This window comes from Mesorhizobium sp. M0166, from assembly GCF_040322255.1.
Lineage (GTDB): Bacteria > Pseudomonadota > Alphaproteobacteria > Rhizobiales > Rhizobiaceae > Mesorhizobium.
In genome coordinates this window covers 1-16,971 of sequence record NZ_JAMYTD010000009.1, presented here as the reverse complement: position 1 = coordinate 16,971, position 16,971 = coordinate 1, and the positions used below count along the sequence as shown (strand labels likewise).

The following is a 16,971-nucleotide window of genomic DNA, read 5'->3' as shown; positions in this document are numbered from 1 at the left end:
CATCCGGCCGCTTCGCGGCCACCTTCTCCCCGAGGGGAGAAGAGGTCGCTGACGGCTGAGCCAGTCTCTTCTCCCCAGCTGGGGAGAAGGTGGCCCGAAGGGCCGGATGAGGGGGCCTGCGCAAGCCGAGGAGGCACGCTATCTTGCGACCGCGGGCCTCCTCGCGCCGATCTCAGGCCGGGCTCATCAGCGCCGGCAGAAGTGCGCCCGACACATGCTGCACGACGTTGACGCCCTTGGCATGCACGATCGGCTGCGCATACTGGATCAGCGGCAGCACATAGGCCTGTTCGGCGATGTATTTGTCGACGGCCTTCCAGCCGGCGATGCGCTTGGCCTCGTCCTTCTCACCCCATAGCGGATTGATCATGTCGATCAGGTCCTGACTGTCCCATACCGAATGCGGGCTTGGGCCATACATGGCGAAGCCGGTCGACGTCGTGGGATCGCCGATGGCATTGCCCCAATTGTAGAAGGCCGCCGGCGCCAGCTTGTCGGCGGCGCGCAACTCGTAGTGCTTGGCGATCTCGTACACCTCGATCGTCGCCTCGATACCGACCTTGCGCCACATGCCGACGATCGCCTGGATCATCTCGTAGTCCTTGGGCTTGAAGCCCTTGGTCGTCTGTATCGTGAATTTGACCGGCTTTTCCGGCGAATAGCCGGATGCGGCCAGCAATTCCTTGGCCTTTTCCGGGTTGTGCTCGACTTTGATCGACGCATCGTAGGCGGCGTATTCCGGCGTCTCCAGCGTATCGATGGGTTGGCCGTAGCCGCGCAGCAACCGATCGACCAAAAGCTTTTTGTCGACCGCCATCACCGCTGCCTGGCGGACGTTCTTGTCCAGCATCACGTCGATGTCGTTGAAGAAGATCATGCCGATGTCGGAAACGTTCTTGCACGAGCCGGCAAGTCCGTCCTTGGCGATCAGGCGGTCATATTCCTCGTAAGGAATTTCCAGCGTCACCTGCGAGGAACCGGACTCGATCTCGGCGACGCGGCTCGCGGCATCGGTGACGAACTTGATGGTCACGTTTTCGAAGGCCGGCTTGCCGCCCCAGTAGTTCGGGTTGGCTTTAAGCCGCAGGAAGGCGTTGCGCTCGAATTTGTCGACCATATAAGGCCCGGTGCCGATCGGAGCTTTCTCGAAGCCTTCGGCGCCGACCTTCTCGTAATAGGCCTTCGGCATGATGTAGCCGGTGAGGAACGACATCCATTTGAAATACACCGGGTCGAATTGCACGACGTCGCCGGTGATCTTGTTGCCGTCGATCTTGAAGTTGTTGACGTTCTTCCAGACGAACTGGATCGGGTTGCCGGTCTTTTCGTCGCCCGCCCGCTGCAGCGACCAGACCACGTCTTCGGCCGTAAATGGCGAGCCGTCATGCCAGGTCACGCCCTCGCGCACTGTCATCATGATCTTGCTACGATCCTCGTTCCAGCCCCATTCGGTGAGCAGGCCGGGCGCGAAAGAAAGATCCGGCTTCTGCGGGATGAACTGGTCGAACACCGATTGGTAGAGACCTTGGATGGTCGGGTTGACCGCCGAAGGCCCGGTGGTCGGGTCCCAGGACGGCAGATTGACATTGTAGGCGATGGTCAGTTCGCCGGCAGCCTTGGCGATTTTCGGCAGGCCGAGCGCCGTGGCGCCAAGTGCGGCCGCGCCATATCCGAGCAATTCTCGTCTGTTGATTGTCATGGTCGTTCCCCTGTTGCTTTTATGCGCGGTGTCGTTGTCAATCGGTGGGTTCAGGCTCCTTGGGCAACCGCGCCTTGTCCTCCTTCACCCTGGATGAAAAATGGAGCCTACCTCCCGCCAAGTTGTTGCGCGAGCATGAAGCCCGACGCCGCCCCGGTGCCGGCGCCCGGCCATGTTGCCGCCCCGGTCAGGTGCAGATTGCCGACCGGCGTGTTCCAGCCGGCGTAACCGCGCGCCGGCCGGAACAGGAAATTCTGCGCCAGATGATGGCTGCCGCAGATCTGGTCGCCGCCGACGAGGTTCGGATTCTCGCGTTCGAGGTCGATGGGCGAGAACACGGCGCGGCCGAGGATCTTCCGGCGAAGGCCGGGCGCATAGCGCTCGATAATGTCGAGGACGCGCTCGGCGTAGTGCTCCCTAGCCTCGTCCCAGTGAGCCGCCGCGATCGTGCCCGCCGCATCGCCCACAATCTCGGCCGGCAGCATGCGCACCTGCACCCAGAGCACATGCTTGCCGTCCGGCGCACGCGAGGGATCGACCGCAGTCGGCTGACCGACGACCAGCACCGGTTCATCCGGCAGCATGCCGGACATCGCCTGTTGATAGGTCCGCGACATGGCATCGAGCGACGGCGAAAGGTGCACATAGGCGAACTGCCGAAGCTCGGCGCCCGCGCGCCAGTCCGGCAGATCGTCGAGCGCCAGATGGATCATCAACGTGCCCGGCGCATGGCGAAAGTTTTTCATGGCCGTGTCGAAGCCGGCATCGCCCGATCCATTACGCAAAAGTTTCCCGGTCAGCGCCTTGGGCGCGACACCGGCGATGACGGCCCTGGTGGCGGTGTGGGTCTCGCCGGAAGCGAGCCGTACGCCGGTCGCCTTGCCGGCGGAAACCGTGATCTCGGCGACATCAGCCTCGGTGACGATCTTGCCGCCGGCAGCCGTGAGCATGCCCGACAAAGCGCGGATGATGGTGTCGGCGCCGCCCGTGCCGAGCACCATGCCGAAGCACTGGTTGGCCATGGATTCGAGGTAAGGGAACACCGCGCCGCCGGCGATATCCGGCGCGAAGTCGAGATGCATGCCCCAGGTGGCGAGCGTCGCCCTGACATGCGGCGACTGGAAAGTCTCCTCGAGCCACGCGCGGGGTGACGAAAGCAGCAACCGACCGGTATCGAGCGCGCCGGCAAAACCCTTCTTGCGCCACAGGTTCCAGGCGGTGCCGGCGAGTGCTCGGCCGCTCATCGGCGAGCCCAGCAGCCGGAACAGATGCTCGGCCTCCGCCGGGAATGCCGCAACCAGACCACGCCATGTCTGTGCGTCGGCCTCGGAAAAAGCGGCCATCCGTCCAGTGGTCTTCTCCAGGTCGCTGCTGACGCCGAACCAGCGACCGTCGGAGAAGGCGCTGGCAAAACAGTCGGACACCGGCACGAATTCCAGCCCGTGGGTTTTCAATTCATTTGCATATTTCTTGTGAAAGGCCGAGCCGGCGAACAGGCCCAGATTCATTGCGCCGAAATCGTGCCGGAAGCCTGGAAGCGTGAATTCGCGCGTCTGGACGGCGCCGCCGATCGTTGGATTGCGTTCGAAAACCGCTGTTTTCCAGCCTTTGAGCGCCAGATGCGCGGCGCATGCCAGACTGTTGTGGCCTGCCCCGACAAATATGGCGTCGAACTCGCTCACGCCCCGTCCCATTTCCTTTATGCTTAAAGATAATTGCAGATGCATATGTTTTCGTCTAGTAGGATATTAAGGGCCGCGAGAGCCGTCAGCACCATCGAGAAAGAGGGAACAGAGACCATGGACACACAACAACTTCTAGGCGAAGTCGCCGGCCAGCTGCTTTCAGGCGCCATCCAGGTGGTCGACCTGACGGCGCCGCTCGGGCCCGACACGCCGCTGATCAAGCTGCCGCCAGAACTGGCGGTGGACACGCCGAGGATCGAGATCCACGCCATCTCCGCCTATGACAAGAATGGCCCGTGGTGGGCGTGGAACTGGCTGAAGCTCGGCGAGCATTCGGGCACGCATTTCGACGCGCCCAACCACTGGATTACCGGCAAGGATTATCCGGACGGCGCTACCGACACCATTCCGGCGCAGAACTTCGTCGGCCCGGTCAACGTCATCGACTGTTCGAAGCAAGCGGCAGCCGATCACGACTTCCTGCTCACCGTCGATCACATCAAGGCATGGGAAGCCGAACATGGCGCTATCAACGCGGGCGAGTGGGTGGTGATGCGCACCGACTGGTATAAGCGCAACGGCTCGGAAGCCGAGTTCCTCAACGCCAATGAGACCGGTCCGCACACGCCCGGCCCGACCGCGGAAGCCATCCAGTATCTGATCGGCAAGGACATCAAGGGCTGGGGCAGCGAGACGATCGGCACCGATGCCGGCAAGGCCGGCGGCATGGAGCCGCCATTCCCGGCGCACAGCCTGATGCACAAGGCCAACCGCTACGGCCTCGCCAGCCTCTGCAACCTCGACCGGCTGCCGCCGAAAGGCGCGATCCTGATCGCGGCACCGCTCAAGATCGAGCACGGCACCGGCAGCCCGATTCGCGCGTTGGCATTGGTGCCAAGGCAATAGGGTAGCTGCGGTCTTCGGGAGAAGATCATGTGCGCAGGCAATGCTGTGGTGATGGGTTGGGAGCGGCAGTCCTGCAAGGCTGCGGCTCTACGGCGCCCCCCTCTGTCCTGCCGGACATCTCCCCCACGAGTGGGGAGATTGGCAGTTCTGGTGCCTAGCTCATTCCTGCGGCATTGGAGATTGGCGAAGGCCAAGGTGACGGCCGATCTCCCCCCAAGTGGGGGAGATGTCCGGCAGGACAGAGGGGGGCGCGCAGGAACGCCAGCCCGCGCAAATGAATTCCACCTTCCGCTCACCGGGAGCAACCCTCGATGAGCGCTCCCGATCACATCATCGTCGGCAGCGGCATCAACGCGCTGGTTTGCGCGGCGATGCTTGGCGGCAAGGGGGCGAAGGTGCTGGTGCTCGAGCGCAACGACCGCATCGGCGGCTGCGTGCGCACCGAGGAAATCACCGCGCCCGGCTTCATCCACGACGTGATGGCGACGACCTTCGTCCTGTTCATCACCTCGCCGGCCTATGCGGCATTGGGCAAGGATCTGGCGCGGCACGGCCTGGAGTTTTGCGACACCTCCATGCCGACCGGCGTGCTGCGGCCGGACGGCAGCCATGCCGTCCTGCGCACCGACCGTACCGCCAATGTAGCGGCGATCAATGCAATCGCCGCGGGTGACGGCGACAGGCACGCAAACGATGTCGGCGAGATCGAGCGCAACGCCGGCCTGCTGTTCGGACTGCTCGGTGGCAACCTGTGGTCCTACCCAACGGCCAGGCTGCTGGCGGGCGAAGCCTGGCGACGCGGCCCGCGCGGCCTTGCCGCCTTTCTCGGCAGCGCGCTGGTGCCGGCGCGCGGCTGGCTGGAAAGCACCTACCAGTCGGAAACCATGCGCGCGCTGTGGGCGCCCTGGGTGCTGCATGCCGGCCTCGGGCCTGAAGACGCGTTCTCCGGCCAGATCGCCAAGGTCATCGCCTTCGCGCTTGAGGCGGCCGGCGCGCCGATCGTCAAGGGCGGAGCGAAAAACCTTTTGTCCGCGTTCGAAGCCCTGATCAGGGAACGTGGCGGCGAAATCCGCACCGGCGCCGACGTCGCGGCTATCGTCCAAAGCGAAGGCCGCGCCACAGGCGTGCGGCTGGCTTCGGGCGAAACGGTCACCGCGAACAAGAGCGTTATTTGCTCGGTCACGCCGACCCAGCTCTACGAGCGGCTGCTCGGCGACGCGGCGCCGAAAGCCGACGTCGAGGCAGCGCAAAAATACCGCTACGGCAAGGGCAATTTCCAGATCCACTATGCCTTGGATAAACCGCCGGCATGGCGCGGCGAGGGCCTGGACAAGGTCGCGCTGCTGCATCTGACGCCCGGGTTGGATGGCGTGTCGAAGGCCTGCAACGAGGCGGTGCGCGGCATGCTGCCTGAGGTGCCGACCATCTGTGTCGGTCAACCGCACGCGCTCGACCCATCACGCTGCCCGGACGGCAAGGCGATCCTGTGGCTGCAACTGCCCGAGGCGCCACGGCATATCAAGGGCGATGCCGCCGGCAAACTGCAGACACCGGCGGACGGCCGCTGGACCGAGCCATTGCGCGAAGCCTATGCCGACCGTGCCGAAGCGATCCTCGCCAGCCATATCGGCGGGTTCAAGGACAGCGTCATCGCACGTCGTGCCTATTCGCCGGCCGATCTGGAAGCGATGAACATCAATCTGGTTGGCGGAGACCCCTATGGCGGTTCCTCGACCATCGACCAGTCGTTCCTGTGGCGGCCGTTCAAGACGAGCCGCAATCACGACACCGGGGTCAAGGGACTCTACCACATCGGCGCCTCGACCCATCCCGGCGCTGGCTTGGGCGGCGGCTCCGGCTTTCTCCTGGCGGGGAGGCTGTGATGGAACAGAAGGTTGAAAAGCGCCAGCGCATCTCGACTTTGGGCCAGATCGGCCTGCAGCAGTTCGCGCCCTATCTGATGAACCGCATCATGGGCCGCTACAACGCCACCTTGCGCGACAATTTCCGCAAGCAGGGCCTGACCATTCCGCAGGTCCGCACCTTGGCCGTGCTGTCGGTCACCGACGGCGTCACCGTCAACGACCTCTCAGTCTATACCGTGATCGAACAGTCGACCTTGAGCCGCACGCTCGACACGCTGGAAGGGCAGGGGCTGGTGCGGCGCGAGCAGGGCGTCACCGACAGCCGTATCCGCCATGTGTTCCTGACCGACGATGGCCGCGCCGAATTCGCGCGCGCCTGGCCGGCCATGCACGACGCTTTCGAGGCAATGTTCGACGATGTCGATGACGCAGAGTACGCGGCGCTGGTCGCGACATTGCAGAAGATGCTGAAGAACATTCGCAAGCACGACATCTGACGATCTTACGCGCCGCCATCGGGGCGGTAACGGAAGGAGCCCAAAATGGCCGAACGGTCTTTTGCCAAGGAAGTCGAAAAGCTCAGGCTCGGCGCCGGCGAGGAATTTTCCGGCGAGGGCATTCTCGCCATCACCAAGGCGCTGCTGCAATGCGGCGTCGGCTATGTCGGCGGCTATCAAGGTGCCCCGATCAGCCATTTGATGGACGTGCTGGCCGACGCGCAGGACATCCTGGGCGAGCTCGGCGTGCATTTCGAGGCGAGCGCCTCCGAAGCGACCGCCACCGCGATGCTGGCCGCGTCGGTGCATTATCCGATCCGCGGTGCGGCGACCTTCAAGTCGACGGTCGGCACCAATGTCGCCTCCGACGCGCTCGCCAATCTCGCTTCCGGCGGCGTCACCGGCGGTGCATTGATCATCGTCGGCGAGGATTACGGCGAAGGCTCCTCGATCATGCAGGAGCGCAGCCACGCCTTTGCCATGAAGAGCCAGGTCTGGCTGCTCGACCCGCGACCGAACCTGCCGTCGATCGTCAAGGCGGTGGAGGACGGCTTCGAGCTGTCCGAGGTTTCCAACACGCCGGTCATGCTGCAGGTCCGCATCCGCTGCTGCCATGTCCACGGCCATTTCATTGCCAAGGACAACAAGCGCCCGGCAATGACGGTCGCCGATGCGCTCGAGGCGCCGCGCCGCGACACCGGCCGCATCGTGCTGCCGCCCGCGTCCTTCCTGCACGAGAAGGAAAAGGTGCAGAAACGCTGGCCGGCGGCGGTGGATTTTATCCGCACCAACAAGATCAACGAGTTTTTCGGCCCGGAACACGGCTCGGTCGGCATCGTCATGCAGGGCGGCATGTACAATTCGGTCATCCGGGCGCTGCAGCGGCTCGGCCTCGCCGACACCTATGGCGACACCGACGTGCCGCTTTATGTGCTCAACGCCGTATACCCGCTGGTCGATGACGAATTCCTGTCCTTCTGCGAAGGCAAGGACGCCGTGCTCGTCGTCGAGGAAGGCCAGCCCAACTACATCGAGCAGGCCTTCGCCGCGATGCTGCACAAGGCCGGGCGCGGCACCAAGCTCGTCGGCAAGGAACATCTGCCTATGGCCGGCGAATACACCGGCCAGGTGATGCTCGACGGCATCGGATCGTTCCTGCGCGCCACCATCCCGCATCTGCTGCCAAGCGAGGTCCGCGCGCCGAACAAGATCGGCGACGGGCTCGATACCGCCGACCTGATCAACGTCGTCCCGGGCCGCCCGCCCGGCTTCTGCGTCGGCTGCCCGGAGCGGCCGATCTTCGCCGCCACCAAGCTGGTCGAGCAGGAGTTGGGCAAGCACCACATCGCTTCCGACATTGGCTGTCATTTGTTCTCGATCATGCCGCCTTTCGAGCTCGGCGCCACCACCATGGGCTACGGGCTGGGGCCGGCCTCGGCCTCGGCGTTCAATTCGCCCGATGCCAAGCGCCGCTCAATCTCCTTCGTCGGCGACGGCGGCTTCTGGCACAACGGCCTGACCTCCTCGGTCGGCAATGCGGTCTTTAATAAGAACGACGGCGTCATCGTCATTGTTGACAACTTCTATTCGGCCGCGACCGGAGGGCAGGATATCCTGTCGTCCCGCGCCGGCAACAAGACCAAGTCGACCAAGCATCCGATCACCGAGGCGGTGAAAGGCATGGGCGTCAAATGGCTGCGCCACATCGACCGCACCTACGACGTAACCAAAATGCAGGACACGCTGCGCGAGGCGCTGACGACGGACGAAAAGGGCCCGAAAGTCATTGTCGCCTCGTCCGAATGCATGCTCAACCGGCAGCGCCGCGAAAAGCCGCTGGTCGACAAGGCGATCAAGGACGGCGAGCGCATCGTCAAGCCGAAATTCGGCATCGACGAGGACATCTGCACCGGCGACCACGCCTGCATGCGGCTGTCCGGCTGCCCGTCGCTGTCGGTAAAGTCGCTCGACGATCCGCTGCGCGACGATCCGGTGGCGCATATCGACCAGAGTTGCGTCGGCTGCGGCAATTGCGGCGAGGTGGCCGATGCGGCGGTGCTTTGCCCGTCCTTCTACCGCGCCGACGTCGTCCATAATCCCAGCCGCTGGGATCGCTTTCTCGAAGCCGCCCGCCGCGCCACCATCAGCCTGTTGCAGCGTCGTCGCGAGAGCCGGCGCCTGACCTTCGCCGATGCTTGATAACGCTTCGCCATTGCGCCCGAAGGCGGGCCCCACTGAAGACGAGCCCGTTATCAAGCTCGCCGTGCTGGCGGTCGGCGGCCAGGGCGGCGGCGTGCTGGCCGACTGGATCACCGATGTCGCCGAGCGCAACGGTTACGTCGCGCAATCGACCTCGGTCGCCGGTGTCGCCCAGCGCACCGGCGCCACCATCTATTACGTCGAGATGTGCCGCGACACCGGCCGGCTGCCAATCTTCGCGCTGTCGCCGTCGCAGGGCGACGTCGACATCCTGATTGCCGCCGAACTGATGGAGGCCGGCCGCGCCATCATCCGCGGCTTCGTCACGCCCGAGCGCACGACGCTGATCGCCTCGTCGCATCGCATCGCAGCGGTCTCGGAGAAGATCGAACCCGGCGATGGCCGCGCCTCGTCCTCCAAGGTGCACGCCACGGCGGAAGCCGCGGCCAAGCGCTTCATCGCCTTCGACATGGAGAAGATCGCCGCCGACAATGGCTCGATGATCTCGGCCAGCCTGCTCGGCGCGCTGGCCGGCTCCGATGCCTTGCCGTTCACACGCGAAAGCTATGAGCAGGCGGTCAGTGCCGGCGGCCGCGGCGTCAAAGCCAGCCTCGCCGCCTTCGGCGCCGCCTATGATCGGGCGCGCGGCATCGCGAGTGCGCCTTCGGGCGACAAGACTGCAGGACCGGCGACCGCTGAAACCGGCTCGCGCGCGGCGACAAAAGTCAGCGGTCCGGAAAGCCTGTTGAGCGGCTGGCGACAACTCGCGGCGCGCGTCGCCACGCTGCCTGTATCCGTGCACGACATGGCCCTTCGCGGCCTGAAAAAAGTGGTCGACTATCAGGACGTCGCCTATGGCGGCGAATATCTCGACAGGCTCGATCGGGCGGTCGTCCTGGACGATGCCGGACATGGTTACGCGCTGTCGATCGCCGCCGCCAAGCATCTGGCCAACGCCATGTGCTACGACGACATGATCCGGGTCGCCGACCTGAAGACGCGCTCTAGCCGCGACCGACGCGTACGCCGCGAGGTCGGCGTCAAGGACGGCTCCGTGCTGCAGGTGACCGAATATTTCCATCCGCGCATCGAGGAATTCTGCGGCACGCTGCCGGCCGGGCTCGGCAGCTACATCGAAAGCCGGCCGAAGCTCGCCGCCTTCCTCGACCGCCGCATCAACCGCGGCCGCCATATCCGCACCGACAGCTTTGCCGGCTTTGCCGCATTGTGGTTCATCGGCGGCCTGCGCCGCTGGCGCCGCAAGCTGCTGCGCCACAAGGTCGAGACCGCGCATCTCGAGCGCTGGTATGCGCTGGCGCTGGGCCAAGTCGGTGAGGACTATGCGCTTGGCACGGAGATCCTCAACTGCCGCCGCCTGATCAAAGGTTACAGCGACACCCACGCCCGTGCACAGTCGAAATTCGACCGGGTGCTGTCGGCGCTCGACCTGCTCAAGGGCCGCCCGGACGCCGCCGACTGGATCCGGCGCCTGCGCGAAGCGGCGCTGAAGGACGAAAAGGGCGACATGCTCGACGGCGCGCTGAAAACCGTGGCGACGCTGGGCGACACCTCGCCGAGCTAAGGCGCTCGTTAAACCCGGCTGCAACTCAGTCTGTCGTCCATGTCGCCTTCGGCGCGGCAGTCCGCAGGGCAATTCTGAGGCCAATGATCTCGGCGATCGCAGCCTCCAGCACCAGGACGACCGTTTCCTTCGCCACATCATCGAAATTTTCGGCGACATAGCTCAGGTCGCTTAGGACATCGTCCTCCTCTTCCATGATTTTCTCCCCCTGTTGAACGTGAGGCCGGAACGGCCGACGATGAGATGGGCTTTGGGCTGGATCGATGGAACGCGTTTCTTTCACGCTATCATCACGGAAGTGAGGCTATCCAGCCCGCTTCGCTAGGTCTTGCCGCCGCCTTGGTTGTCTGCCTGTTTTGTAGTCTTCATGCCTATGGCAGCAGCAAACATATCGGCTCCGGGACCAAATAACGCCCGCCTCCGAGGGGTGATTTGCCAAATCGTCGCGGCCATGTGAAACGAGCGTGTTGCTGTCGAGGGTGGAATATTGAGGGTCAATCGACTGGCTCCGGCAAACGAGAGGATCGAGCGAGATGGCGGGTGGCCTTCGAATATTATTCGATGTTGCACCGTGGTTCACGCTTGGGCTGATTTTTGCAATTGTGGTCATAACAATTTTTCGGCGCATGCGGCGTTGAACGGGTCCTGCTCTCGACCGGTTCTGAACGTTCTGCACTCAAACCCGCTCCGTCAGAGATCGTAGGACTGGCGTGGATGGGAGCCTTGGTGCTCACGTGGCCTGTCGCCTTCGTCGTGGGTGGCTGGGGCGGACTGGGGCCGGGTTTCCGGCGCTTGCCCAATCTTGCGTGGGCAAGAAGGCGGTCATGGAGGCGTCCAATCAGTACGGGCGTCAACTCATCCTTAGTTGCGAAACGCTGATGAGCGAGTCCCGGCAGCAGCCGGTTCGGCAAACGTAACGAAAAAAGCGGGGTGCTCTGTGTGGCTATCTGTGGCCTATGGCTGTTAGGATGAGAACGGCTTGCAGCGTAAACTGCCTCAAATCACTGTTATTGTGAGATATTTTTGGTGCCGCTTGCGTGACTCGAACACGCGACCCCATCATTACGAATGATGTGCTCTACCAACTGAGCTAAAGCGGCCCGGGAAGCCGAGCTTCCAAGATGGGCTGCGTGATAGACGCAACCGGCTGCGAATTCAAGATGGCAGCCGCGATTTCAGGACGAGCCAATTCGTGCCGTCTCCGGCCGGGCGCAAAGGGCAGCCGCCGCGCGGATCTACCATCGGCCGCGTGATGCCGCATCGGTACGCCGCGCGACCGCCACGTTGGCCGTGACCGGAAAATCAGCGAAAAATGTTGATTCCTTTACCGAAAAGCGCCGAAATCACCTTTGTATCCCTCGGTACGGCAGAATGCGGCCGCTCGCTTGTTGATTGATTGGTCGCCTGCGGCTAACGATCATGACAATGTGAGTGAAATTGCAGAGGGAATTCGCTTGGACGCGATCGAAAAAGCGATCCGCAACGCCTTCGAGAAAGGCAATGCCGACGACCGGGCGTTTCGCGAGCGGGTCTATCGATCGGCTTTCGCGGCACTCGACCGTGCCCTGCAGGCCAATCCAAACGTCACCGTGGAGGTCGCCATCAAGCGCCGCAAGGCGGTCCAGGCGAAGATCACCGAAATCGAATCGGAATTCCTGCCGGCGATTCCCGACGTCGCCGCGCCGACCGACGGCTTGGAGGCAGCACCGGCGGTGGAGCCTCCGGCTGAAACCGAAGCCGAAGCCGAGCCCGCGCCATCGCCCGATGTCATCGTCGACGGCCCGGCGCAGCCGCCCGAATCCGATGCGCCCCGGTCGCGCGTCCTGCCCGTCGTCCCCGACATCATGCCCGATGCGCCTGTTCCCGAGGCGCCGGTGATCGACATGGGGGCCTCGGCTCCGACCGAAGCCGAAATCGACGACGCGGAAGTGACGCCCGACCGCGACGACCGGCGGGCGAGGCGGCGGCGCCTGCCTTTGACCGCGATCTTCTTCGGTGTGACGCTACTCGCCGCCGCCGGCATCGGCCTTTATTTCGCCAACCAGACCGGCGTCTTCAAATCGGCGACCGAGCTCGACACGGCACCACCGGAAGCGCCGCCAACGGTCGACGGCGATGATTTCACGCCGGACGACACCGCTTCGCCGCCGAAGCAGGGCGAGCAGGACCAGGCGCACGACTGGATCAACGTCTTTTCGCCGGGTGACCCGACGCAGGTCAATGCACCGTCGGACGCCAAGGCCGACGTTATCCAGGACGAAAGCGGTTCCTTCCTGCGCATCCGCTCGGGTGCATCCGGCTCGGCCATCAGCTTCGACGTCGGGCAAGGCGTGCTGGAAAAACTCGCCGGCAAGCATGCCACATTCGACATCATCGCACGCTCCGAGGAGGGCCAGGAGACGCAGATTTCCGTCGACTGCAATTTCGGCGAACTCGGCGACTGCGGCCGCAAGCGCTATGCGGTCGGTCGCGAGCGCAATGAATATCTGTTCGACGTGCGCTTTCCCGACAAGCGTCCGGGTGCTGCCGGCACCATCGCCATCAATTCCGACTTCGACAAGCAGGGCAAGTCGGTCGACATCTACGAGATCCGCGTTTCAGTCGTTCCCTAACTATCCAGCAGCGCCTGCAGCGTCTCGATGCTATCGGCTTCGGCCGTCGGCTTGTCCCAGCGCAGCCGCGAAATGCGGGGGAAGCGCATGGCAACGCCGGATTTGTGCCGTGTCGAGCGGTTGAGCCCTTCGAACGCCACCTCGAGCACCAGGCCCTGTCTGCGGTCGGCCCGTACCGAGCGCACCGGGCCGAAGCGCTCGATCGTATTGTCGCGGACATATTTGTCGATTTGCCTCAGTTCCTCGTCGGTGAAGCCGAAATAGGCTTTTCCCACCGGCACCAGCTCCTCCGATCCTTCCGGCCCGGACCAGACGCCGAATGTATAGTCGGAATAGAAGCTCGAGCGTTTGCCGTGGCCGCGCTGGGCATACATCAGCACCGCGTCGACGGTGTGCGGATCGCGCTTCCATTTGAACCACGGGCCCTTCGGCCGCCCGGCCACATAAGGCGAATCCCAGCGCTTCAGCATGACGCCTTCGATGACCGGATGCAGCGGCTTGCGGCGCAATTCCTCCAGCGCCTGCCAGTTGGTGAATTCGACCAGCGGCGACAGATCGAAGCGGCTCGGATCGAGTGTCCTCACGAAGGCCTCGAGCCGGCCGCGCCGTTCGCGGAACGGAAGTCCGCGCACATCCTCGTCACCAATCTGCAGCGCATCGTAGCAGCGCATGAAGGCGGGGTATTGCTGCTGGATTTTGGGTGACACGCTCTTGCGGTTCAGCCGCTGCTGCAGGTCCGAGAACGTGCCCGTCGCCTGCCTGGGGTCACCGACCAGAAGCTCGCCGTCGAGGGCGCCTGAAAAATCCATCGCCTCGGCAAGATCCGGAAAGGCGCCGGAGACATCGTCGCCGGTGCGCGAATAGAGCCGGCGAATGCCGCCTTCGCAAGCCGCCTGGACGCGGATGCCGTCCCATTTCCATTCGGCCGCGTAGTCGGCCGGGTCGAGCTTTTCGAGGTCGCCGTCACCGACGGCATTCGACAGCATTACCGGCCTGAACAGCGCCAGTGCCGTCTTCCTGGGTTTTTCCGCCGTGCCCTCCAGCCAGGCGAACAGCGCCGTATAAGGCGGCGTCAGCCCGTGCCAGAGTTCCTCGATCTCGGCGATATCGACCTTGCCGAAATCGGCCAGCGCCTGCTTGGCCAGCCGCGCCGAGACGCCGATGCGCAGGCCGCCGGTGACCAGCTTTATGATGGCAAAGCGCGCCGAAGTGCTAGCGCTGTCGAGCAGCCGGGCCAGCACCTGCGGCCCGTCGGAGCGGCTCGCCGCCTGCAGCTTGGCCACCACCTCGGCCAGCGTCGGCTCGTGGTTCGCAATATCGACCGGCGCTTGCGGCCAGACCAGCGACACGGTCTCGGCCAGGTCGCCGACATAGTCGTAGGAATAGCCGAACAACACGGGATCCATGCGCTCGACGACCAGCGTGCGCAGCATCGCCGGCTTGACCGCGGCGATGGACAGATCGCCGGTGATGGCCGCCAGCGCCAGCCCGCGGTCCGGATCCTCGACGCTGCGGAAATAGTCGGTCAAAAGCGTCAGCTTGCCATTGCGCGACGGCGTCAGGACGAGGCGATCGAGGAGCTCGGCGAAGCGGTTCATGGGAGGGGCGCCAATAGGATAAGTTTGCGCTCTGTCACACCCCCCTCTGGCCTGCCGGCCATCTCCCCCGCAAGGGGGGAGATCGGATGTCGCGACTGGTTTCGCCAATTCCGAACGTCGCAGGAATGAGCGCGGCGCCGAAGCAGCCAATCTCCCCCCTCGCGGGGGAGATGGCCGGCAGGCCAGAGGGGGGCGCGACAGAACGCTATACCGGCGATTTCCACCATCAATCGCCCTCGTCCTCATAGCCAACCAGATGCAGCGGCCTGGCGGCAATGCCTTCGAGTTCGCACCAGCGCACCAGCGCCTCCTCGCGGCCGTGCGTCACCCAGATTTCTTCCGCGCCGGTCTCCTTGATCGTCGCTGTCAGTTCGTCCCAGTCGGAATGGTCGGAGATGATCAGCGGCAGCTCGACGCCGCCCTGCTTGGCGCGCTGGCGGATGCGCATCCAACCCGAGGCGAAGCACGACATCGGATCGGGAAAACGCCGCGCCCAGCGATCGGCGAAGGCGGATGGCGGGCTGACGACGACGGCGCCGGCAAAGTCGCTTTTCGCGCCGCTCTCGACGGTCGCCGGTTCCAATGTTCCGAGATCGATATTCTGGCTCTGGTAATATTCGCTGAGCTTGGCCAGCGCGCCATGGATGTAGATCGGCTTTTCGTAGCCGGCATCGCGCAGCAGGCGCATGACGCGCTGCGCCTTGCCCAGCGCATAGGCGCCGACCAGATGCGTGCGCTCGGGAAACTGCTCGGTCGATCTCAGCAGCCGGGCAATCTCTTCGCTATCGGGCGGATGGCGGAACACCGGCAGGCCGAACGTCGCCTCGGTGATGAAGACGTCGCATTTGAGCGGCTCGAACGGCTCGCAGGTCGCATCCTTCTGGCGCTTATAGTCGCCAGATGCGACGATGCATGTGCCCTGATGCGCGACCTTGATCTGCGCCGAGCCCAGCACATGGCCGGCCGGGTGAAAGCTGACGGTGACGCCGTCGAACGCGATCGTCTCGCCGAGCACGGCGGCCTGCGTCGTTCCGGCAAAACCGTCGCCGTAACGCAGGCCCATAATGTCGAGCGTCTGCTGCGTCGCCATCACCGAGCGGTGGCCGGAGCGGGCATGGTCGGAATGGCCATGCGTGATCAGCGCCCGGTTGACCGGCCGCACCGGGTCGATGAAGAAATCGCCGGGCGGGCAATACAGCCCTTCCGGCCGGGGATGAAGCAGGTCGCTGGCGCGCATGGCCCCAAGATAGGCGCTAATTCCGGCGCGGGAAGCCTGTTGTAAGTCACTGCTGACTCCAGCATAGAGCGCAAGCCGGCTGCAAACACCCGGCGGAACCCGACCACATGAAGCCGCTCCAGACCTCGTCCGGCGATTTGACCGCCGACCGCCGCGCCGACTATGCCGAAATGCTCCATGCATCCGGCGATCATGCGGCAGCGGCGGAATTGCTGCTCGGCGCGCTCGAACTGGCGCCGCACTGGGCGGCCGGCTGGTTCCGCCTCGGCGAGATGCAGGAGACGGCGGGCGCGCCCGATCTCGCCGCGCAGGCCTGGGCGACGGCACTGCGGCTCGACCCGGCGGACAGGCTCGGCGCGGCGCTCAAGCTGCAATTGATCGGCAGGGCAGCGGCGGCTCCGGCGCCGCCCAGCGCCTTTGTCGAGACGCTGTACGACCACTATGCCGAGAGCTTCGAGGGTGAGCTGGTCGACAGGCTCGGCTATCGTCTGCCCGAATGCCTCGACCGTGCCGTCCGGGCAGCACGGCCGGGCCGGTTTTCGCTGGTGCTCGATCTCGGCTGCGGCACTGGCCTGATGGGCCAGAGGCTGCGGCCGATCGCTGATCGGCTGGAGGGCTACGATATCTCGGCCGGCATGCTGAGGCAGGCGCGCGCCAAAGGCGTCTACGATCTGCTCGTCAAGACGGACCTGCAGGAGTTTTGCTATTCTGGCTCGAAAGCCGATCTGGTGACGGCGGCCGATGTGTTCATCTATGTCGGCGCACTCGACAGGGTGGTGACCAAGATTGCCGGAATGCTTGCCGGCGGCGGTCTGTTTGCGTTCTCCGTCGAGACGCTCGCCGGCGGCGACTCGTCCGGCAGCGGCGATTTCGCCCTGCAGCCGTCGCGCCGCTACGCGCATTCGCAACGCTATGTAGAGCGGGTTCTGGCCGCCAACGGCTTTTCGGTCCTGTCGCTGCAGCCAACCATTATCCGGCAGGATCGCCGCCAACCGGTCGAAGGGCTGGCCGTCGTGGCGGAGAAACGCCGCTTGAAGCATTCACAATCATGACCAAGGCGGCGATCCTTCCCACCCCCCTCTGTCCTGCCG

Annotated in this window: 12 protein-coding genes and 1 tRNA gene; 7 read left to right on the top strand and 6 right to left on the bottom strand. The window is 64.4% G+C overall.

Going from position 1 to position 16,971, the window contains the following annotated elements; genetic code table 11:
- Window positions 1-172: 172 nt before the first annotated feature.
- Together NKJ46_RS12880 and NKJ46_RS12875 are read right to left on the bottom strand one after the other, a co-directional pair.
- On the bottom strand, window positions 173-1,699 hold the full coding sequence (locus NKJ46_RS12880) for an ABC transporter substrate-binding protein (RefSeq protein WP_352665339.1): 1,527 nt from the start codon (window positions 1,697-1,699) through the stop codon (window positions 173-175).
- Window positions 1,700-1,806: 107 nt separating this feature from the next.
- Window positions 1,807-3,381, bottom strand: coding sequence for a phytoene desaturase family protein (locus NKJ46_RS12875; protein ID WP_352665338.1), 1,575 nt, complete (start codon window positions 3,379-3,381; stop codon window positions 1,807-1,809).
- A 117-nt stretch (window positions 3,382-3,498) separates the two neighbouring features.
- Between NKJ46_RS12875 and NKJ46_RS12870 the strand changes: the two genes are divergently transcribed.
- The 5 genes from NKJ46_RS12870 to NKJ46_RS12850 all read left to right on the top strand — a co-directional run bounded on the left by NKJ46_RS12870 (window position 3,499) and on the right by NKJ46_RS12850 (window position 10,433).
- Window positions 3,499-4,290 carry a cyclase family protein gene (locus tag NKJ46_RS12870; protein ID WP_352665337.1) on the top strand — a complete coding sequence of 264 codons (792 nt, stop codon included), beginning with the start codon at window positions 3,499-3,501 and terminating at the stop codon, window positions 4,288-4,290.
- Window positions 4,291-4,601: 311 nt separating this feature from the next.
- Complete coding sequence (locus tag NKJ46_RS12865; RefSeq protein WP_352665336.1) at window positions 4,602-6,173, top strand: phytoene desaturase family protein; 1,572 nt, start codon at window positions 4,602-4,604, stop codon at window positions 6,171-6,173.
- Window positions 6,173-6,652 carry a MarR family winged helix-turn-helix transcriptional regulator gene (locus NKJ46_RS12860; RefSeq protein ID WP_352665334.1) on the top strand — a complete coding sequence of 160 codons (480 nt, stop codon included), beginning with the start codon at window positions 6,173-6,175 and terminating at the stop codon, window positions 6,650-6,652. The genes NKJ46_RS12865 and NKJ46_RS12860 overlap by 1 nt, the downstream gene beginning before the upstream one ends.
- Before the next feature lie 45 nt (window positions 6,653-6,697).
- Complete coding sequence (locus NKJ46_RS12855; protein WP_352665333.1) at window positions 6,698-8,851, top strand: thiamine pyrophosphate-dependent enzyme; 2,154 nt, start codon at window positions 6,698-6,700, stop codon at window positions 8,849-8,851.
- Window positions 8,844-10,433: an indolepyruvate oxidoreductase subunit beta family protein gene (locus tag NKJ46_RS12850; protein ID WP_352665332.1), complete on the top strand. Its 1,590-nt coding sequence runs from the start codon at window positions 8,844-8,846 to the stop codon at window positions 10,431-10,433. Before NKJ46_RS12855 ends, NKJ46_RS12850 begins: the two co-directional genes overlap by 8 nt.
- A 25-nt stretch (window positions 10,434-10,458) precedes the next feature.
- On the opposite strand, the gene NKJ46_RS12845 is transcribed toward NKJ46_RS12850, so the two are convergent.
- Both NKJ46_RS12845 and NKJ46_RS12840 read right to left on the bottom strand, forming a co-directional pair.
- Complete coding sequence (locus NKJ46_RS12845) at window positions 10,459-10,629, bottom strand: hypothetical protein (RefSeq protein ID WP_352665330.1); 171 nt, start codon at window positions 10,627-10,629, stop codon at window positions 10,459-10,461.
- A gap of 828 nt (window positions 10,630-11,457) precedes the next feature.
- Window positions 11,458-11,533: transfer RNA gene (locus NKJ46_RS12840), tRNA-Thr, on the bottom strand.
- Between the two features lie 354 nt (window positions 11,534-11,887).
- Here NKJ46_RS12840 and NKJ46_RS12835 point away from each other — a divergent pair.
- On the top strand, window positions 11,888-13,045 hold the full coding sequence (locus NKJ46_RS12835; RefSeq protein ID WP_352665329.1) for a hypothetical protein: 1,158 nt from the start codon (window positions 11,888-11,890) through the stop codon (window positions 13,043-13,045).
- Here the strand turns inward: NKJ46_RS12835 and NKJ46_RS12830 are convergent.
- The gene (locus NKJ46_RS12830; protein WP_352665327.1) at window positions 13,042-14,643 is read right to left on the bottom strand and encodes a cisplatin damage response ATP-dependent DNA ligase; all 1,602 of its coding nucleotides are present in this window, start codon (window positions 14,641-14,643) and stop codon (window positions 13,042-13,044) included. The genes NKJ46_RS12835 and NKJ46_RS12830 overlap by 4 nt on opposite strands.
- Before the next feature lie 226 nt (window positions 14,644-14,869).
- On the bottom strand, window positions 14,870-15,880 hold the full coding sequence (locus NKJ46_RS12825) for a ligase-associated DNA damage response exonuclease (RefSeq protein ID WP_352665326.1): 1,011 nt from the start codon (window positions 15,878-15,880) through the stop codon (window positions 14,870-14,872).
- Between the two features lie 107 nt (window positions 15,881-15,987).
- Here NKJ46_RS12825 and NKJ46_RS12820 point away from each other — a divergent pair, with 107 nt between their 5' ends.
- The gene (locus NKJ46_RS12820; RefSeq protein ID WP_352665325.1) at window positions 15,988-16,932 is read left to right on the top strand and encodes a class I SAM-dependent DNA methyltransferase; all 945 of its coding nucleotides are present in this window, start codon (window positions 15,988-15,990) and stop codon (window positions 16,930-16,932) included.
- Window positions 16,933-16,971: the final 39 nt, after the last annotated feature.

Coding starts and splice junctions, on each gene's coding strand:
- NKJ46_RS12865 (WP_352665336.1), top strand. CDS start 4,602: ATGAGCGCTCCCGATCACATCATCGTCGGCAGCGGCATCAACGCGCTG.
- NKJ46_RS12830 (WP_352665327.1), bottom strand. CDS start 14,643: ATGAACCGCTTCGCCGAGCTCCTCGATCGCCTCGTCCTGACGCCGTCG.
- NKJ46_RS12850 (WP_352665332.1), top strand. CDS start 8,844: ATGCTTGATAACGCTTCGCCATTGCGCCCGAAGGCGGGCCCCACTGAA.
- NKJ46_RS12880 (WP_352665339.1), bottom strand. CDS start 1,699: ATGACAATCAACAGACGAGAATTGCTCGGATATGGCGCGGCCGCACTT.
- NKJ46_RS12820 (WP_352665325.1), top strand. CDS start 15,988: ATGAAGCCGCTCCAGACCTCGTCCGGCGATTTGACCGCCGACCGCCGC.
- NKJ46_RS12860 (WP_352665334.1), top strand. CDS start 6,173: ATGGAACAGAAGGTTGAAAAGCGCCAGCGCATCTCGACTTTGGGCCAG.
- NKJ46_RS12845 (WP_352665330.1), bottom strand. CDS start 10,629: ATGGAAGAGGAGGACGATGTCCTAAGCGACCTGAGCTATGTCGCCGAA.
- NKJ46_RS12825 (WP_352665326.1), bottom strand. CDS start 15,880: ATGCGCGCCAGCGACCTGCTTCATCCCCGGCCGGAAGGGCTGTATTGC.
- NKJ46_RS12855 (WP_352665333.1), top strand. CDS start 6,698: ATGGCCGAACGGTCTTTTGCCAAGGAAGTCGAAAAGCTCAGGCTCGGC.
- NKJ46_RS12870 (WP_352665337.1), top strand. CDS start 3,499: ATGGACACACAACAACTTCTAGGCGAAGTCGCCGGCCAGCTGCTTTCA.